A 20,057-nucleotide genomic window follows, 5' to 3' on the forward strand; every position below is an offset into this window, starting at 1 on the left:
CAGGCTCCTATAACACTTCTACAAGCATTTTAAGTACGTTCATTACTTGTAATGCTGCGGGAAAAAACACCAATACCAAAAACATCGGAAAACAAATTAAGATAATGGGAAAGGTTGTGTGCATCGCTTTTTTGTTTACCTTTTTAGCGAGTAAAATGTTCTTTTTTAGAGCTAGGCCTTCAAGTTGAGCCTCTACTGCTTGGATAAGTGGCGTACCAAGTTTTGACCCTATTAACATTAAGTTGGCGAGCTTTTTAATTCCTAATACGCCGGTTCTTTCAAAAAGTGAATTAAATGCAAATTCACGATCTTTACCTGCGCTAAGCTCGAATAAAAATAACTTTAGCTCTTTGTATAATGGGTGTTTTTGACTTAATCCATGATCAACCGCCAGTGCAAATGAGCGCTCTAGTGAAAATCCAGCGCGCATGTAAACCAGTAACACCCGTAAAAAAAACTCTAAGCTGTTATTAATAGTGGTTTTGCGTTGATTTTTACGTAATAAAAACCAGCATTCGGGTGCAAAAAAACACATAAAACACAGTAACAATTTAATCGATTGGCTCAGCTCATAGCCTGTTAGCTCTATAACCGTAAATGCACTAAAAGTAGCAGCCACTTTGAAGCAGTACAGGCTTATTAATATTTTATTAATTTGAATCCCTGCTTGTCTTAGTTGACGTTTAGAGATGATGATTAGCGGATACCAATTAATGTTTTTAGTATCGGGTTTATCTAATTCAACTTTAAGAGATTGCCTATGAATATGGATAAATGACCCCATACTTACTAAAAGTCCGATAAGTAAAAGTATATCAATCATAATGTTACCCTTAAGCTAAGGCGTAGCCATAAAAAACCAAATAGCTGACAAAGAAGCGCAACCGTTATAAATGCAATACCATTAGGGTCGTTTAATAATGGTTCAAACCAGGTTGGATCGGTATAGCTAAATAAAGGAATTAGTGCGTAAGGTAAAAAACCACTAAATACAGCAGCGTATTTAGTGCCCGAAAGCTTAGCTTTTAGCTGTTGGCGGTCGAGGGTCCGAAGCGACATCATGTTGCATACGCTTTTTAGCATGTCGGTTAAATCACACTGGCTTTGTGTATGTGTAATGATGCTATGAGCAAACAATCTTACGGTTTCGCAGTTGTATCTTTCAATTAAAGGGGCAAACGACGTTTCGGCATCACTACCCATGCTCATGCGTTGTATTAGTAAGGTGCTTTGTTTTTTTATATATGGGTCTGCATGTTCATCAGCAAACTGCATTGATTGCTGTAGCGATAGCCCAGTGCTTAAACACGATTGTACGGTTTCAATAAATTCTAAAAAATGATGCTCAAATTTTGCTAATTTATAATGAGCCAAGTCAATCACAGTTATAAAACAGGTTACAAAAACCACGATTGAAATAATAAACGCGCTGGTTGATGCCTCTGGATAATATAATTTAGCTAAAAACCATGAGCTACTAGAGAGCGAGCACGCCATGCTTATAAACCAGGCGTTACTTATGTTTAAGCCTAGCACTCGTAGTGACAGAGTAAGTACGTCTTTTTCTTCTAAAATATCTACTTTTTTAGTGCCTTGGCTGCTTTTATTTTTAGCATACAAAGAAACCAACACACTAGTTGCAAGTACAAAGGTTATAACCGCCGCTATAGCTAATAAATAATCAAGTTTAGTCATTGTTAGCCTCCGGGTTATTGTGCAGTAATGCTTTTAATTCTTTTGCATTTGCGCCTTGGCCTTTCATAAACTCAATAACACTTGAGTTATCTATTAACTCACTTTGTACAGGCTCTGCTTCGTTAATACTATAAAGCGGGCTAAAATGTGCGCCGCCATTAACACGCTTAATTTCACCAATACTTTTTAGAGTTCGGGTGCCATTAGTTGAGCGAGAAACATGCACAATAAGTTGAATACTCGACGCGATTAGCGAACTTGTATGGGTATCGCTCAGTTGTGCATTGTGTAACTGCACTAAGGTAGATAAACGAATAACGGCATCATTTGCGCTGTTAGCATGTATGGTCGTCATCGAACCTTGGTGACCACAGTTCATTGCTTGGAGCATATCGATTACCTCGCCTGAGCGTACCTCTCCAACAAGTATTCTATCTGCGCGCATTCTAAGGGCTGCTTTTACTAAATCTCTTAGGCTAACTGCACCTTTACCATCGCTGTTTGTGTCGTGGGCTTCTAATTGCACAACGTGGTTGTGATGCAAATTAAGTTCTGCGCTTTCTTCAATGGTTACAACACGTTCATTCGGATTAATTGAGTTGGCAAGTACGTTTAATAATGACGTTTTACCAGCCCCGGCATTGCCACATACTAAAATATTAACGCCTGTTTTAACTGCACTTTTTAAAAATGATAGGATGTTTTTATCTAAAAAATGGTTATTAACTAAAAAGTCATCGTTTATTTTTTTATGGTTAAACTTACGAATAGACACAATAGCTGCGCTGGTACACGCAGGCGGTACAATAATATGAACACGGCTACCATCTTTTAGTTTGCCATCAACAATTGGCATAAGCGCATTCACTTGTCGGCCACAACCATCAAGTAAGCGATCAACAAATCGGCGTAAATGGCGTTCGTCATCAAACTTACTGGCTGTGCAAAGTAGTTTGCCTTGTTTATCAATCCAAATATCTTGCGTGTCGTTTATTAAAATATCACTCACCTGATCGTCCAGCATAAACTGTGCAATAGGACCCAGACCCTGAATTTCATCAAATACAGCCTGAACAACCTGCTCTTGTTGGTGTTGATTAAATGAAGATTGATTAAATTGTGGAATTTCACTGCACAAAGCAGAGATTTTTTCGAGAACATTACTTGATAAAAGCGCGGTTGGTTCTTGTTCGTACTCTTCGATAACGGCATCGTGCAATAGCTTTTTAAGCTCTTCAAAGGTACTTAAACTGGTTTGAACTTCTTCATGTTTGCTTGATAAATTAAACATAAAAACTCACTTAGCTACATATACAGCTTCATTTTTAACGCCTTTAACCACTTCGATTGTGCGACTGGTTTGTAAGCGTGAAAAGTTTTGCAAACGACCTTGTTCAATGTCATAAGCGCTATGCACAATAATTGAAACTTTGTCGGCGTTATCTATACCCGCCAACGAATAAACATCTTTTGGAAGTACCGCAAGGACTAACGAAACACCGCCCGCAGCGGAGTTAGACTCTTTAGCTAAATTATCCATTACGCCACTTTTAGCGGCTTGCGATTTAGGACCTTTTGAAACACCAATAAGCTGTACATCACGGGCAACTGTTCTTACTAAGCGATTAGTTTTAGCGACTATGTCGAGTCGGTCACCTTTGTGTATGCGCGAAAGCGGAATATCTAAGGTGTTTAGTTTTAAAGTATATAAAACACGCCCTGCCGGAATGGCTTCTGATAAGTTTTGGCTTTTCGCTCTAATAAAATCGGTGTCGAACAAGGGTTGTTCAACCATTTTGTTAGTTGCTAATTTTTGACCAATTAATGCACGCGGATTTTGAACGCTCAGTGCAATATTTGAATAGTTACTTGGATCTATACTTTTTTGTTCTACATCGTGAACGGTTACTGTTTGACCGGCCGACATATTTTTGTTTACTACCCAAGCTGTTACGTTATTTTCATCGTTTACCTGTCTAATGCCCAAAGCCGAAGCTAACATGCCAGAGGTGATGAGTAATGTGAGAGCCGCAGTGGTTGCGCCTTTGTTACTTTTACTTTTCATAATATTCCTCCAGAGTAACTTTCACTGCCACACTTTTGTGGCAGTGAGCCTTAAGCTTGGTATTCAAACCTGGTTGCCTTATATTGGGTACCTTGCGTTAGTTACCTTGCGAACCGCCTGCTGCTGTACGTGTTGCAGCATCGCCGCTTGGTGTTGCATTAACAAGTGCGGCACTTTCACTAAAGTCTGATGCAACAAAAGTGAATGAACTGCCATCGCCTGCGTACACATCAACTGAATCCACAAACCCAGAGCCAGACACTTCAGCAGTGCCTTCGGCGTTAATCATGCCGTCAAATACATAGCTTTGGTCAAGTGAGCCAATTGCTTCAGCTACATCTTCAAGTTCGCTGGTTACCGAGTCACGTAATGTAGATAAACCAATTACAAGTGCTGCTACCATTGAAGTAGAAAGAATGATTAGCTCTGACGTTAGTACAAAACCTTTTTGCTTTTTGCTATTTAAGTTATGTTTAATAGTTTTCATAATCGTAGCCTTTAAATTAGAAGAGCTTATGCTCACTTTACATATTGCGAGGACCATGCCAGCTATAAATAACCATTAAATACAGTTAGTTATGTTTTTAATGGTTATTGTTTATTAGATGTTTTCATTTTTGATTTGCAAAATGCAAATCAATATTAAAAATATTTTAGATAAATAATGCTAGGTTTACGTTATTGAAAGTATTATTAAAACTGGTGGATAGTGTAAGGGGGAAATATTAAAAGCAATCTTGTGAGGTTATGTATAAAACGTAGGATGAGCGTAAGCTTTACTCCTATTTTTGATAAATAATAAAGTGGTTTTGGCTCCTTATACCAACCTGCATAAATCTTTGATCAATTTAACGAATTAAATTGCACTATAACGTCGTTAAAAATTTTTTATTTAGAACAACTAGATACAAAAATTTTTGCCTAGTTCTAGCGTAATTTTCTTAATGTTAAATAGACCCCATATATAAGCAGATTGGTATTAATAATGCCAAATTGTAGACATAAAAAAAGGCCCGAAGGCCTTAAGAATAACAATTACCTAAAACGGAGAGTTTACCGCGCCTAGCAAGTGCTTTTTTATGCGTGGGTTCTGCACGTAAAACTTGCTCATAGTAGCCACAGGCCAATAAATTATTGCTGTTAGCTTCTTCAATTAACCCTTTATGGTAAAAATAGGCGGTACTATTTAAACCAAACTTAACCGAAAGCTCTAAGTAGTTTGAAGCTATAACGTAGTTGCCCTGGGCATAATGTATAGAGGCCATTTGCAGGTATGGTGAAGCATGTGTACCAAAAACATCAACGCCGTATTGAGCAATACTTTTTGCTTTAGCTAAATTACCTTGCTCTATTGCTAACGTAACCCCTAAAGTAATTGCGTTTAACGGCGGGTTAGCTTTATTAAGCAGAGTGTTTATAACCTGTTGAGACTGATTAGCACGGCCACTTTTATAAAGTACATATGCCGATATTGAAAGTATTGCCGTGTTATCGGGGTGTTCAAGCATTAACTGATTCACCTCATGCACTAGGTTCAAACAGTTACTTGCATTAATACCTTCGCACTTTAATGGTTGGGCGTTTAATTGGTATTTTTTAACTATGTCACCCAACGCGTTGTAAGGATTTACTGTTGGCTTGTAATCAATATGAGCGCAACCCGATAAAGTAAGAAGTAAAATAATATAAAATATTTTCATAGCCCTTGCTCCTGTATATAGCTAAGTACCTGGGTGTCTATATTTGCCTGCTCCCACGAACGTAATGTATTAATTGGCTCACGCACCAGGTTTGGAGTTACAACAATTATAAGCTCGCGGTTGTTTTCACTTTTGCTGGTTGTTTCGCTTAACTTTCCTAGCATGCTATTGCCGTTGCCATCAGGTACAAAGTCGTGGCTTGCATTGTTATCAGTGCTAATTAAGCCACCAATAATAAGAGGTTGTCCGTCTTTTAAACGCGTTGATGTTTGCATGCTGCGTGTATTAAATGCACTGCTGTTTAAACTGCTGCCTGTACTTTGTGCAATTTCGGCGGTTAACGTGGTATCGGGTAATGAAATTACTGGGTTTAGATCAAGTGTTATTCTGTCTTTGTCGTCAACCATGGCGCGTACATTTAATTCAACTCCAAATGATTTAAATTCTGTACCGCTAAACACCGACCCACTACTACCTTGCTGCCCGCTTGTAATTCCAGATGGGCTATAACTTGTAGGTACAGGTACTTCACCACCGACTTTAAATACGGCACTTTCGCCGGCTAAAACCGTGATTGTAGGGCGAGAAAGCGTTCGAGAAATACCTTCTTGTTCAAGTAATGAAAACAACATATCAATGGCAAACTGTGAGGTAGAAAGCTGTAAGTTATTAGTTAATTGACCGCCAATTAATTGCAGCGCATTTTCTATTGTTGCAGAGCCAGATTCACGATTAGTCATACCGTCACGGCCAAATAAACCCGCTTCTTTTTCATATCCATTAGAGAGCACGCTAATATCTGGGCGCCATTGCTTTAACCTACGTTGATTTACTTCGTATAGCTGCACCGATACACGCACTTGCGGTAAATCTTCAACTTCAATACTCGACAAAACTTTACCGCCAGCCACTGACAGCAACGTTGCTCTTGCAATATTAGAACTCACATTACTTAAATTTAATCCTGAGGTAGCATCATTTATTAAACCGCCTGACTCGTTGGCAAGTACTTCAATACCTGAACTTTTATCCTGCGTTGCGCCGCCCATTAAATTATTAGGATCAAGAGGAGAACCCTGAGTTTGTAATGCTTGCTCTGGTTCGAATAATTTATTAATTGTATTTAATAAGCGCACTAGCTCTATCTGGTTTTTTACAGAGCCGGAAAGTAAAAACACATCGTTGTCGTCATTTGATAACTCATCAACCGAGATGCGTTTAATGGTCACTTTATCTGCGCCCATTGATTTTATTACTTCGCTAATACGTTCTTCTTTAGGCTTGGGTGCTTGAGTTACTTTTATTAAATTAATAATAGCGACTTTACTCGAGTTTTGAGAGCTGCCGCCGTTTGCGTTACCCAAGCCTTGCAAGCGTTGAGCAAGTGAATTAAACATACCTTGGTTAGGATTTGAGGTGATAACGGGTTGTGATGCTTGTGAGCTACTGGCATAAAGGTAGTTTTTTGCAGCTTCATAAGCGGCATGACGATAATTTATAGTAGGTACTTCACCACGTAATACAACAGCATGGCGATCAGGCGCTATGGTTAGCTGTACGTCAGGATGGATGTCGTTTAAGGCATTTTCTAGTACGCTGTAGTCTTCGGTTACGCCAAGTAAAAATGTTTCAGAGCTTTTATCGTCGTACCACACCATCATAGATGTACGGCCCAACTTTTTAGCTAAAATTAGTAGCTCACGGCCATTTACCACGTTCACATCAAGTGTTGTTTCGTGGCCAAGTGCAATACGAGAAATATCACGGGTAAACACAAAGCGAGTATGCGTCCATTTAACTAAGTGCGATACTTTTTGTACCCGCTCACCATTTGCATTTTCTATATAATCTAAATGACTTTCACTGCCCATAGCGGTAAAAGATATTAGTAATAGTATAAAAATAAATTTTAACATAAGCCTTTCCCTCAATTTGCTTACTGTATAGGTAGCAAGTATGAGACCAAGGGTTTTTGTATTTATAATCAGTGGATTAAGATGTATAAACGTGTTTTTTATTATTTTGATTCGCAAATTGCAAATCAACAATTCATGAAGAGGTTAACAAAGAAATAAGAGCAGAGGTGTGTGGCGCAAAGCGAGTGAAAGTACGCTTTACGCTAGTCTTAATTAATGCAAAGCGGCTGTAAACGGGATGCTTTCACAGATTTTAGCTTCAGCTATAAGCAGCTCTTCTAGACGAACATCAACTTCTTCTTTTTCAAAGTATTCGTAAGCGAGTTCTACAAATAGGTTTTTATGTTTTTCTTCTGACTTAGCAATAGCAACATAAAAATCTTTTTCTTTACCCTCAGGAAGTGCTTGTGCAACTAAAGAAAAACGCTCGTGGCCACGTGCTTCAATTACACCGCCAACCAGTAATCGGTCCATTAAAAAACCATCACGACCATGTCTAAACAGTGCACGTATTTGTTTTATGTACGGGTCTTTTTTGTCGTCACCTAAGTTTACATCTCGCTCTAAAAGCAATTTAAGTACTTGTTTAAAGTGTATTAATTCTTCTAGCGCTAAGTCGGTCATAGCTTTTACTAATTTACGTTTGTCTGGATAATGCGAAAGCATAGACATAGCCATACCCGATGCTTTTTTTTCTGCAGCGGCGTGATCTTGTAAAAAAGTATTAAAGTCAGCAAGGACAACTTCGGTCCATTCAAATGGGGTGTGGTATTTTAATTCAAACATTTTCTGTACAACTTAAATAATAATGCGGGGATTTTAACGTATTTGATTTAAAAAATCTTGTAAGGCAGTAATTTATCTATCCGTCCTTTAGCCGTAGATTCAACTTTTAACGGGTGTTTAATATCGTTCCACGCGGTAACTTTGCCGCCCATATTCATTTTTTCAAAATCAGTTTTATCACTTTTTAACGCTAAAAAATTGCATAGCTTTTTATAGCTATCAGGCTTTGCTATATCAATGGATAAAAAATCGTTGTCACGGTTATTAAAGTACGTTTGAGCATCATTAAAATGTTTTTTATAACAGTCTGCTAAGTAACTATCGTCGCTAATATTATTAAGCGAAAGCTCACTAAACGTATTTAAATAACAACGTTTTATATGAATATTAAAGCCCCCGTCGCCGCGCGTTAAATTAGTGTGCATACGCGTTAAAAGCTGTTTTATTGATACAAGCCATGCACCAAGTTCGCGCTCTAAATAAATAAACTTAGAGTCTGGGTAATGAATATCAAGCGCTTTAAAGTCATTAAATATGGGAGTGTCGGCAATCGCGTTAGCATTTTCAAAACAAGCATTAGTATACGCGGTATGCGCCGTTGTAATACCAAGCTCTAAAAATGCGTGGCACACACTAGTAGTGCCGGTACGTGGTAAACCTATTATAAATATTTTGCTCATTAACTTTTCTTTAATTATCCGCGTGTCACTAGCAATACAAAGGCGCTAACAATAATCACTAAAAATGTAGTAATGGTACCAATTTGGCGATATTTCAGGCTTTTTTCTACTATGCCTAAATTTTGAAACACACGGCCTATTAATAACGCACCACCTAATATATGACAGTAATGGCTAGCAAGCCCTTGGTACTCTGCCAAAAAAAGTAAAATTAAAGCAATTGGAACGTACTCCATAAAGTTAGCGTGGGCACGCACAGCACGTTGTAGCGTTGCGTTACCATTATCACCAAGTGATATCTGCTCCGCGCGGCGCACTTTTATTACGTTAAAGCTCAAATAAATGTAAAAGAATGCAAGTAATGCAGCATAAGTTGAAATGATCACGGCGTTTTCCTGTTATTTTTATCGCATAAGCATGCGCTTTATTATTGTGGGCGTGATAATAACATATAAATTTGAGCAGCATTATCAGAAGTTTAATAAATGCCTATGCTAAGCTAAGGGTATTAAGTTAGTAGAAAATCACATAAGGATTTTATGTTTGTACCTCGCAAAGTAGCCGACAGTTACCGTGAAATGATTAACAGTATTGGCTTTTACCCTTCTATGCTTTCAGTGGGCTTTTTAGTATTTGCCATTATAACTATGTCGGTTGAATATTTAGCCCCTATTGAGCAGCTGAAATCGTTTATATCGGTTGTACTTGTTGATAGCGCCGAAAACGCGCGTACTATTTTAAGCACTTTAGCGGGGAGTATTATTTCGCTTACTGTGTTTAGTTTTTCGATGGTAATGGTGGTTTTAAATTCGGCCAGTGCGAGTTTATCGCCCCGCGTAGTGCCTGGGCTTATTACGCGTAAATCACACCAAATGGTTTTGGGATTTTATTTAGGCAGCATAATTTACTCAATTATTATGCTTATAAATATTAATAAACTTGAAGGTGGCAGTACGGCTATTCCTTCAATTGGTGTACTGTTTGCACTTATTTTTGGCTTGATTTCATTAGGTTTATTTGTATTTTTTATACATTCAATCTCTCGCGCCATTCAGGTTGATAACGTATTAAATGGCTTGTTTAGCCAAACTAAAAACGAAATTAAAACAATAATACAAAGACAGCAAGAGAACCCAGTTGAAGACTTTCCAGACTTTAGCAAGTGGCATTCGGTTAGCAGTAAAACGGAAGGGTATTATAAAGGCGTACATACCGATAAGCTGTGTGCCATTTTGGCAGAGCAAGATATAAAGGTGTATATCTCTGTTAACCAAGGCTATTTTACAGTTAAAGGTTACCCGTTTTTAAAATGTAATAAAGATATAGCAAACGATGAAGAGCTGATTAATAAAATTCTCGACTGCTTTATTTTTTATATAGAAGAGTACATTAGCGATCATTACCGTTATGGGTTAACGCAAATATCAGAAATTGCAGTTAAGGCAATGAGCCCGGGTATCAACGATCCAGGTACTGCGGTTAAATCAATTGATATGCTGAGTATTTTACTTATTCAACGACTTTCAATTAACGATATTAACTACTCGTTTAAGCACAGTGATAATGCCCCATTGTTATACCTTCATGAAACAAGCTTTGATGAGTTATTACACGACAACTTTACACCGCTGCGTAATTACGCCAAAGGCGATGCATACGTAATGACAAACGTGCTTGAGGCATTTAAAAATATTTTGTTTGTTGCCCATAAAGATACCGATGCACGCAACAGTTTATTTAATTATTTAAATGCAATTGTTGATGACATAAATGAACATGTAACTAATGAATACGACAGACGCGAAGTGACTAATATGCTCAACTCAATAGCGCGTATTAGCCAAGATCAAGGTGAGAAGTTGGTGGCACGTTTTGAGCACCACTAGGGCGTGTTGAATTATTTGGATTGAAATTTGTTCAATCTAGGGGCGATTAAATCGCGGCGCGAGGTTTGTAACCTAGTGGGCTAAGTAAAAACCGAGCAACATAGAGTTAATCGTCCCTAGTAAGAACCTATATTTTAATCTATGTAGTACACAGCATAGCTTGAGGCTGTTACTTTAATCTCTCCAGCATGGTAGGCATCAGGTACATAGTTACTTGGTGCGCTATCAGCCATCATTACTTTTTCTGCGCGCATATAAGGCTGCGACAGCACATTGAGTGGACTCAGTGATGCGCTGTATAATCCTTTTAAATCAACGCCATAATCTTCACTAAACTCTTTTGCTGCATCCCGTGCGTCTTTAATTGCTAACTTTTGCGCTTTTTTATGCAGCTCGTTGTAGTTGCTTGCTAAAAATTGCGTTTGATTAATTTCGTTAATACCGTTGTTAACTAAGCTTTGTAGTAACTCAGGGTATTTATTTATATCGCTAAGTTTTACAGTTAGCGTGCGAGATACTTTAAAGCCTTTAAATTCTTGATTACCGGTAGTGCGGTTGTATTGGCTATCACGGTTTATTGAGATTTGCCCGGCGTTTATATCTTCCTCTTTAACACCAATTTCTTTTACGAGCTTAATTGCTTTGGCGATGGTTAAGTCGGTTTTATTTTTAGCAGCAATTAAGTCTTTATCAACTTCGGTAATACCTACACTAAGCTGTACGTAATCTGGCATTGTGGTAAGAGTAGCTTCGCCTTTAACATAAATATGAGGAGCATCGGGAGTCGCTGCCGCGAGTGCATCAAAACTAAGTACGTTTAAAGCCAGTGCACTACCTAAAACAAGAGTCAGTGTTTTCATTAAGTCGATCCTTTAATTATGTAAATGCTAGTAAACACCGTACGTGGTTAATTAAATATGAACAAGCACAAAAAAACAGGCCATTGCCTGTTTTTTGTTAAGCGTTGTAATTAATGCTATTACACCATTTACTTTTAATTACGTATAAACGTTATTAAACACTACAACGTTTATAGTTACGGTATTTTGGTAACCAGTAATTTTTGTCGATTGCTGCCCATAACGCATCATCAGTAATCTCAAGAGCAACGCCCTCTTCGATTGCTTTTTTAGCAATGGCAAATGCAATACGCTTACTTAGCGTTTCAATTTCAGTTAGGGCTGGTAATAAACTACCTTTACCTGTGTTTGCACGCGGCGACGACTCTGCAAGCATTTCGCTAGACACACTTAACATAGCATCTGTAATGCGTGTTGCTTTAGCGGCAATAACCCCTAAACCAATACCAGGAAAAATATAGCTATTGTTACATTGTGGGATTGGGAAAATTTCACCGTTGTGTTCAACCGGATCAAACGGGCTACCTGTTGCAACAAGTGCCTTGCCATCTGTCCATTTAATAACATCAGCAGGATGCGCTTCTACCTGCTTAGATGGATTACTCAATGGGAAAATAATTGGCTGTTCACAACCTGCGTGCATTGCACGAATAGCTTGCTCAGTAAATAAACCAGGTTGGCCTGAAACACCAATTAAAATGTCTGGTTGTGCACAGTTCATAACATCAAGAAGTGATGCGTATTCACCGCTGTAAGTCCAATCACTTAACGAGCCTTGCGGTTGTGCAAGTGCTTGTTGGAAATCGCGTAAGCCTTCCATACCCTCTGAAAGCAGGCCAAAACGGTCAACCATAAATACTTGGCTACGCGCTTGAGCTTCTGTAATACCTTCAAAAACCATTTGGCTAATAATTTGCTCAGCAATACCACAACCAGCAGAGCCTGCACCCACAAAAACTACTTTTTGTTGGCTTAGGGTTGAATTTTTAACGCGACACGCAGCAAGTAAAGAACCGACCGTTACAGCCGCAGTACCTTGAATGTCATCGTTAAAGCTACAAATTTCATTGCGGTAGCGCTTAAGTAACGGCATTGCATTTGGCTGTGCAAAATCTTCAAACTGAAGTAATACATTTGGCCAGCGACGTTTAACCGCTTTAATGAATAAATCTAAAAACTCATCGTATTCGTCTTGAGCAATACGCTTATGGCGTGCACCCATGTACATAGGGTCGTTTAAAAGCTTTTCGTTATTAGTACCCACATCAAGCATTACAGGCAATGTGTATGCTGGGCTTATACCACCACACGCAGTGTAAAGTGACAATTTACCAATTGGGATACCCATGCCACCAATACCCTGATCGCCTAGGCCTAAAATACGCTCGCCATCGGTTACAACAATAACTTTTACTTTACCTTTGGTAGCGTTGCGTAAAATGTCGTCAATTTGGTAGCGATCTTCATACGAAATAAATAAGCCACGTGCGCTGCGATAAATGTCTGAGAATTTTTCACAAGCGTCGCCAACTGTAGGCGTGTAAATGATTGGCATCATTTCTTCAAGATGATCCCGCACTAAACGGTAGTAAAGTGTTTCGTTGTTATCTTGAATCGCACGTAAGTAAATATGCTTATTAAGGTTGTCGGTAAAGCTAGAATACTGCTGATAACAACGCTCAACTTGCTCTTCTATTGTTTCAAAGCGAGGAGGAAGTAAACCAGCAAGATTGAAATTTTCGCGTTCTTTTTTACTAAAGGCGCTGCCTTTATTTAATAGCGGTGTTTCAATTAGGCCAGGGCCAGAATGATGAATATATAAGTAGTTAGGATCAGTATTAGTTGTCATATTTCCAGGCTTTAACGGAGTCTTAAGTTATGATCTGTCATTATCAGTGTTAAAGGTTTAATTGCAACGACAATTAAGCTAGTCAGACCATTGAGAGAAAATACATGCGGGCTTCACTGCTCGCATGCATATTATACATAATTTAAAATTGTATAGTGGCGTTATTATCAGTTAAATCAGATAACGCAACACCTTCACGGCGCGGATCGGCACCACCATATAAGGTATTATTTTTAACTTCAACTGCGTGTAAGCCTGAGTTTAAATCTATAATACGTACATTGTGGCCGCGTTTAGTAAGCGCAGGCGCAATGGCTTCAATGGCTGTGCCTTTTTCAAGGCTGGTGTAATCGTTACGATTTGTTGTACGCGGTAAGTTAATAGCGTCTTGCGCTGATAAATTCCAATCAATAACACCCACAACAACTTGTGCAACGTAATCAATGATACGACTACCGCCAGGTGAGCCTACAATTAAACGTAAGCTGCCATCTTTATTAAATACCATTACCGGTGACATAGAGCTACGCGGGCGTTTACCAGCCTCTACACGGTTTGCTACAAGCTTGCCGTTTATACGTGGCGATAACGAAAAGTCAGTTAGTTGGTTATTTAAAATAAAGCCATTAACCATAACCGTAGAGCCAAACGCCATTTCAATTGAACTGGTCATCGAAACGGCATTACCTTTACTATCTACAATAGAGACATGCGAAGTAGAAGGTAACTCGTATGAATCATCCATTGCATAACTTAAGTACCCTACTGGATTACCGGCTACGGCTTTTTGGTCTGTTTCGGTAATTAATTTAGCGCGTGAGGCAATGTAATCTTTGTTTAAAAGCTCTTGTGTAGGTACTTGAGTGAAATCGGGATCGCCCATGTACATATCGCGATCGGCAAATGCAATACGCGAAGCTTGGCTAAAGTAATGAATCGCTTTTTCGCCATTTGGTTTAAGTGCGCTCATATCTTTATGCTCAAGTAGGCCAAGCATTTGTAGTACTGCTACACCGCCACTACTTGGTGGCGCCATAGAACACACGTTATAAGCACGGTATTGTATACATACCGCATCGCGTTCTTTACTTTTGTAATCTGCTAAATCTTGCACACTTAATTTACCAGGGGCAATCTTAGAGTGCTGTACAGCATTAACCATTTGTTTAGCGTTTTCGCCTTTGTAAAATGCATCAATGCCCTGCTTTGCAATGTCTTTGTATAAATCAGCAAGTGGTTGATTCTTTTTAACGCTACCCGCTTCGATTAATTTACCATTTGGGTAAAAGTATTCGTTAATAATCGGCATGCTCAGCACGCCTGGGTTTAACTGGCGTGCTAATAAGCCATGTAAGCGCGGCGAAATTACAAAGCCTTGCTCTGCAAGTTCAATAGCCGGTTTAAAAAGCGCTTCCCACGGCAATGTACCGTATTGTTTATGCGCGCTTGCAAAGGCATGTAAAATACCAGGCACACCAACAGAGCGTCCGCCTACTACAGCTTCAATCCATTTAACGGCTTTACCGTGCTTATCTAAAAACAGCGTTTCGTCTGCATTTGCAGGTGCTGTTTCGCGGCCATCAAAACTAGTCAGCTTATTGTTTGCTTTGTTGTAGTACATCATAAATGTACCACCGCCAATACCTGACGATTGCGGTTCAACTAAAGTAAGCACTAGTTGAGTAGCAATGGCAGCATCTACGGCACTGCCGCCTTGGGCTAAAATTTGTTGACCGGCTCTTGAGGCATATGGATTTGCCGCAGCAACCATGTATTTATCACCTTGCACTACTTTTTTATGGATTAATCCAGTAGCGGCTTCAGGTTCGCGAGTTTCAATTTGAGTTGCTTGCTGTGCAAATGAAGGCAGTGATACTGCGCACAGTCCAATGGCAAATAATGAGTTAAGTTTAAAATGCATAAAAATACTAAAAACACTTAATTACGTAGTTGTATTTGGCATCTTAAAGTTAAACGGGCACAATATGCAAAAATTTTGACTAAAAAAATATAATAAAATGCTTAATTTACCTATTCAACCTCGTTATATATTACCGCCTATTATTTTGCTGCTATTTAGTACCATTTTTGCTGCATTTGATTTAAATAATTTACTTGAATTTAACCGAAGCCTAATTGATGAAGGCGAATTGTGGCGAATTTTTTCTAGCCAATTTGTTCATGCTAATTGGGTTCATTTGGGACTAAATGCCAGTGGTGTTTTATTAATATGGCTTTTACATGGCGAATACACATCCCCTACTCGCTACGCTTTTAATACAATTGCGCTAGCACTGTGGTGTGGACTCGGTGTTTACTGGTTTTGCCCAAACATACATATTTACACCGGATTAAGTGCTCTACTGCATGGTGTAATTATATGGGGCGCAGTTAAAGATATAACCGTAGGGCTAAAGTCGGGTTATTTATTATTTATAGGCGTATGGATTAAAATAGCGTTTGAGCAATTTAGCGGCCCTAATGCTGATATAGGAAAGCTTATTAACTCCACTGTGGCTATTGATGCACATTTAATTGGTGTAATTGGCGGGACTCTGCTTGCCATACCACTGGTTATAGAGCTCTTTAAAAAGAACTTTAAAAATAAAAAATAAAGTTAGATTTTGTTCAACCCAATAAAAACGCCGCATTAGTTAACTAAACTAATGCGGCGTTTTTGTTTTTATACTTTAAGAATTAAAGATTAAAGCGTTTCTTTAAATAACTTATGAATACGTCGGTATTCGTCTAACCAGCTTGAAGGCTGTACAAAGCCATGTGGTTCAACAGGAAATATAGCTGTTTCAAAGTTTTGCTTTTCAAGCTCTATTAAGCGCTGTACTAAACGCACTGAATCTTGAAAAAACACGTTATCGTCAACCATGGGTGCATTAATGAGTAAACGTTTGTTTAAACCCTCAGCGTAATAAATTGGCGAGCTACGCTCATATGCAATCGGGTCAACATCAGGATGGTTTAATATATTAGCCGTATAACCTGTGTTGTAATGTGCCCAGTCGGTAACAGGTCGTAGTGCCGCACCCGATTGAAATAACTCAGGCGCGGTAAACAATGCCATAAAGGTCATAAAGCCGCCGTATGAGCCACCATAAGTACCTACTGCTTTGGTATCAACGTTGGCATTTTGCGCCATCCATTTAACGCCATCGGCTAAATCTTGTGTTTCAGGTGTGCCCATTTGACGATAAATCGCGGTGCGCCAATCACGGCCGTAACCTTTAGATGCGCGGTAATCCATATCCATTACTATGTAACCTTCATCAGCGAGCAATGAATGGAACATAAATTCACGAAAATAAACCGAAAACCCCATATGTGAATTCTGTAAGTAACCCGCGCCGTGATTAAAAATAACCGCTTTGCGGTTTTTACCTACTTCACCTTCTACGTAATCAGCTGGGTAGTACACTTTTGCGTATATAGGTTGATCAGTATGGCTCGATGGCACAGCAACAATTTTAGGTGCAGTTAGCTTTTTAGCTAAAAACTCATCCGACACAGTATGGGTTAATCGTGTTGCTTTTGTATTGGCTTGAGCATCAGCTACATAAAGCTCATTAGGCATGGTAATTGTAGAGTGCTTAAGGAGTAACTTGGTTTCATCAGGGCTTAACGTGTAATCAGTCATGCCATTTAAGTCAGTAACTTGCTCACTCTTACCTGTTTGTGGATTAACGCGGTAAATTTCGTACAGACCTGGATGCTCGACATTCGCTTTGTAATAAATTGCGCTGTTGTCACTTGTAAGCGTTAAGTTAGAAACCTCAAATTGGCCTTGTGTTAGCGCGGTTGCTTTGCCGTTAATTGGTTTTTTATAAAGCTGGCTATAACCTGACTCTTCCGATAGGTAATAAAGCGTGTTTGAGTTATGTAACCACCCAAAGTCGTTAAATGCGTAAGCAATCCATGCGTCGTCATGTAGGCGATGTTGCGACACAAGTTTGTTGTTTTTAAAATCTACATTTGCAAGCCAGCGGTCTTTATTGTCCCATGCTTCTAGCATGACAGCCACTTGCGAGCCGTCATCGTTCCATACTATTGGGCTTTGCTCAAAACCCCAGTCCATAATAAGGTTAATGCCACGAGGCGCCTTTTTAGACTTATATGTTTTACCATCACGTGCATAATTTTCTTTTTTAACTGCGGCTAAAACATCTTCGTCAAAGCCCGGTAAGGTATTAAAGCTAAGTGATGTTTGCTCTTTGTTAGTTAAATTGATGTAGACAAGCTTTGAGGTTTCTTCTTTAGCGTCGGCTACACGGCGGCGTGCTTTTTTAGGTTCTATAGTGGCGTCATTTGTAATGTAGTTAGGCATAATATCGCCATCACCACGCCAGTCTGTTTGCTTTTGTACAACGACTAACAGCGCATCACCATTTGGCGAAAGCTGAGCCTCTGCAACTTTATTACCGTCACCTAAGTAGTAAGCCGTGTTAGCAATTGAATCGTTTTGTTCATTAATTTGCTCACTGCGTGCTTGCTTATCTTTTTTATTTTTTTGTTGAAGCGCCACAAATTTAATCAATTTATGCTGCTCTTTAGCAATATACGTGCTTGGCTCTTCAATACCTTTTGGCTCATCAGCAAGTTTTAAGTTAGCAAGCTCGCTCGTTAAGCCTGTTTTTAAATCAACTTTAAAAAATACATTGCCTTGGCGGTAAACTAAATCGCCATTATTTAAAAATTGTGGCTTTGACTCGCCCGCTGATGTAGCTGTAATTTGTTTAAGTTCGCCGGTTTTTAGGTTTTTAACAAATACATTGCCTTTAAATGTGTAGGCCGCCATTGTTTTATTTTTAGAATAAACGGCTTTGTTTGAACCCACAGTATGAAGTTTATTAAGAGCTACTTGCTCTGCTGTTTGGCTAGTAACCGATTGGCTAAATAAATCGCGTAGTATATTACCCTGCTCTTTTTGAGCATAAATAATAGTAGCCGAATCGCTCGCCCAGTAAGCACCCTCTGGCTGATTCCCCATCCAATCAGGATCAGCCATTGCTTGTTCTAGCGTTATTTTTTGTGAGCCGATATCTGCTGGCGTGTTTACAACCGCAGCAATTTTAGTTGCTGGTAATGCACTTTGCTGTGTTGAAGAGGTGTTAGCGGTAGCGCTACAACCTGCAAGCATGACACTTGAGGCAACAGCTAAGGCCACTAACGTTTTAGATGAAGAAAGATTAAAAATCATAGTGCTTCTATACGGTTATTATAATTAAGCCGTATTTAAGCAGAAGCACTCAAGTTATTGCAATTTTTTAAGATAAATAGCCATTAAACAGGGTAAAGCTCAGTTTACTAACGCCCCCTTTATTAGTGGACGTTATTCAACGATTAAATCAAGCCACACCAGTCGATGATCGCTCGATGCGTTTCTGTCTTTAATTAAACGATATTCACTACTAGTTTTAGTAGGCCAAAATACACCACCGTCTTTAATTTTTAAGCCATAGTTTGACGGTAGTACGTAATCAACACGCGCTTGCCAATTAGCACTGTAATTTTGTGCATAAGGCACGTCATACTGCTCTTTAGCGCCTTCACTTTTTGGAACAAATTGAGCGTTAATAAGTGGATTTTTAAGTAGTTGATCTGTGGTATTTGTACGGGCTTTATCCCCCTCTGGGGCGGCATTTAAATCCCCTAAAATAACAAAACGAGAATAAGTTTTTAAACCGCCTTTTTCGCCTTTATCATCGTAAATATACTTAGCGTTTGAAACGTAATCGGCAATTAGCCTTACTTCATCATGGTTACGCTTACCGTTTCTATCCTCTTTACCGTCAAATACAGGCGGTGTTGGGTGAGATGCAATAACATGAATGGTTTTATCGTTTACGTTAATAGGTAAATCCCAAAACGATTTAGAGCTGAGTCTAAGCGCTTCCCATTCTTGAGCGTTATACCAGTTTTCACCTGTTTTAGGCATCATTGGCATTAGTGCATTTGGCATGTCTTTATATTTAAAGGTTTGAAGGGTTCTAACTTTATCAAAATCGATTGGGTATTTTGACAAAATAGCCATACCGTAATGCCCTTCAAAAAAGCCAAAGCCTTGTGCATCACCCATAACACCATTTTTTTTGCCATCGTTATCTAAATCAAACTCGGTGGCAAGCCCAGTATTTACCGGGGCAATGTATGAGTAAGGGTAGTTAATAGCATCTTGTTTTTGCTGACCTACATTTAAATAATGTTGATTAAAGTATTCAATGCCCTGCTCTTTTGGGATGTAATCAAATTCGTTAAGTAAAATAATATCAGGGCGAACTCGTTGAATAATTTCCGCTATGTTCTTAATTTGCTGGTGGTTTGCTTTAAGTGCATTAACTAAAGCATCACTTTTAACTTGCTCGCCTTTAGGCGTGTGATTTGTCGCATCCATACTTACATTAAAAGTAGCAACACGAAGAGAGTCTGATGCAAATGCATTTAAGCTAAATAATGTAGCAATGGCTAGCGCGCCATATATTGTTTTTAGTTTCATTGTTTTACTTCACAAATTTAAAATTAGACTTTAACAGTATTACATATTCAAAAGCTTTTTTTATGACAAAAAAATACCGGCTCAAGCCGGTATTAACAAATTAATTCTATAATTA

General features: G+C 38.8%; 17 protein-coding genes. 2 read left to right on the forward strand and 15 right to left on the reverse strand.

All coding sequences use genetic code 11. From position 1 onward, the window contains the following. Window positions 1–7: 7 nt before the first annotated feature. From I6E72_RS14360 to I6E72_RS14405, 10 genes are all read right to left on the reverse strand, one after another. Complete coding sequence (locus tag I6E72_RS14360) at window positions 8–823, reverse strand: type II secretion system F family protein (protein WP_007586675.1); 816 nt, start codon at window positions 821–823, stop codon at window positions 8–10. Then, complete coding sequence (locus I6E72_RS14365) at window positions 820–1,695, reverse strand: type II secretion system F family protein (protein ID WP_024589373.1); 876 nt, start codon at window positions 1,693–1,695, stop codon at window positions 820–822. The genes I6E72_RS14360 and I6E72_RS14365 overlap by 4 nt, the downstream gene beginning before the upstream one ends. Continuing rightward, window positions 1,688–2,986 carry a CpaF family protein gene (locus tag I6E72_RS14370; RefSeq protein WP_039487860.1) on the reverse strand — a complete coding sequence of 433 codons (1,299 nt, stop codon included), beginning with the start codon at window positions 2,984–2,986 and terminating at the stop codon, window positions 1,688–1,690. Before I6E72_RS14370 ends, I6E72_RS14365 begins: the two co-directional genes overlap by 8 nt. Window positions 2,987–2,992: 6 nt before the next feature. Beyond that, the gene (locus I6E72_RS14375; protein ID WP_182733528.1) at window positions 2,993–3,760 is read right to left on the reverse strand and encodes a hypothetical protein; all 768 of its coding nucleotides are present in this window, start codon (window positions 3,758–3,760) and stop codon (window positions 2,993–2,995) included. 97 nt (window positions 3,761–3,857) lie between these two features. Then, entirely contained in the window at window positions 3,858–4,247 is a 390-nt protein-coding gene (locus I6E72_RS14380) for a hypothetical protein (protein WP_010552792.1), read from the reverse strand. A gap of 535 nt (window positions 4,248–4,782) precedes the next feature. Next, complete coding sequence (locus I6E72_RS14385) at window positions 4,783–5,460, reverse strand: tetratricopeptide repeat protein (RefSeq protein ID WP_197103537.1); 678 nt, start codon at window positions 5,458–5,460, stop codon at window positions 4,783–4,785. Next, window positions 5,457–7,376 (reverse strand): pilus assembly protein N-terminal domain-containing protein, encoded by a 1,920-nt coding sequence (locus I6E72_RS14390; RefSeq protein WP_024609061.1) that lies wholly within the window; start codon window positions 7,374–7,376, stop codon window positions 5,457–5,459. Before I6E72_RS14390 ends, I6E72_RS14385 begins: the two co-directional genes overlap by 4 nt. 213 nt (window positions 7,377–7,589) lie before the next feature. After that, entirely contained in the window at window positions 7,590–8,162 is a 573-nt protein-coding gene (locus I6E72_RS14395; protein ID WP_007586685.1) for a tRNA-(ms[2]io[6]A)-hydroxylase, read from the reverse strand. A gap of 47 nt (window positions 8,163–8,209) precedes the next feature. Beyond that, complete coding sequence (locus I6E72_RS14400; protein WP_165726049.1) at window positions 8,210–8,842, reverse strand: sulfotransferase; 633 nt, start codon at window positions 8,840–8,842, stop codon at window positions 8,210–8,212. A gap of 14 nt (window positions 8,843–8,856) precedes the next feature. Beyond that, the gene (locus I6E72_RS14405; protein WP_007586689.1) at window positions 8,857–9,228 is read right to left on the reverse strand and encodes an MAPEG family protein; all 372 of its coding nucleotides are present in this window, start codon (window positions 9,226–9,228) and stop codon (window positions 8,857–8,859) included. Between the two features lie 153 nt (window positions 9,229–9,381). Between I6E72_RS14405 and I6E72_RS14410 the strand changes: the two genes are divergently transcribed. Then, window positions 9,382–10,728, forward strand: a complete 1,347-nt coding sequence (locus I6E72_RS14410) for a DUF2254 domain-containing protein (RefSeq protein ID WP_197112805.1) — start codon at window positions 9,382–9,384, stop codon at window positions 10,726–10,728. 134 nt (window positions 10,729–10,862) lie between these two features. Here I6E72_RS14410 and I6E72_RS14415 read toward each other — a convergent pair whose 3' ends face one another. The 3 genes from I6E72_RS14415 to ggt form a co-directional block, all read right to left on the reverse strand. Further along, window positions 10,863–11,588 (reverse strand): SIMPL domain-containing protein, encoded by a 726-nt coding sequence (locus I6E72_RS14415; RefSeq protein ID WP_197112807.1) that lies wholly within the window; start codon window positions 11,586–11,588, stop codon window positions 10,863–10,865. Window positions 11,589–11,742: 154 nt separating this feature from the next. Next, complete coding sequence (locus tag I6E72_RS14420) at window positions 11,743–13,437, reverse strand: NAD-dependent malic enzyme (protein ID WP_024589383.1); 1,695 nt, start codon at window positions 13,435–13,437, stop codon at window positions 11,743–11,745. A gap of 142 nt (window positions 13,438–13,579) precedes the next feature. Then, window positions 13,580–15,358, reverse strand: coding sequence for a gamma-glutamyltransferase (gene ggt / locus I6E72_RS14425; protein WP_197112809.1), 1,779 nt, complete (start codon window positions 15,356–15,358; stop codon window positions 13,580–13,582). A 97-nt stretch (window positions 15,359–15,455) separates the two neighbouring features. Between ggt and rrtA the strand changes: the two genes are divergently transcribed. Then, on the forward strand, window positions 15,456–16,052 hold the full coding sequence (rrtA, locus tag I6E72_RS14430) for a rhombosortase (RefSeq protein WP_197112811.1): 597 nt from the start codon (window positions 15,456–15,458) through the stop codon (window positions 16,050–16,052). An 89-nt stretch (window positions 16,053–16,141) separates the two neighbouring features. Here the strand turns inward: rrtA and I6E72_RS14435 are convergent, their stop codons facing one another. Continuing rightward, window positions 16,142–18,646, reverse strand: a complete 2,505-nt coding sequence (locus tag I6E72_RS14435; protein WP_197112813.1) for a S9 family peptidase — start codon at window positions 18,644–18,646, stop codon at window positions 16,142–16,144. Window positions 18,647–18,778: 132 nt separating this feature from the next. Continuing rightward, the gene (locus I6E72_RS14440; RefSeq protein WP_197112815.1) at window positions 18,779–19,942 is read right to left on the reverse strand and encodes an endonuclease/exonuclease/phosphatase family protein; all 1,164 of its coding nucleotides are present in this window, start codon (window positions 19,940–19,942) and stop codon (window positions 18,779–18,781) included. Window positions 19,943–20,057: the final 115 nt, after the last annotated feature.

The sequence above is a fragment of the Pseudoalteromonas sp. NSLLW24 genome (assembly GCF_015864725.1).
Taxonomy (GTDB): domain Bacteria; phylum Pseudomonadota; class Gammaproteobacteria; order Enterobacterales; family Alteromonadaceae; genus Pseudoalteromonas; species Pseudoalteromonas arctica.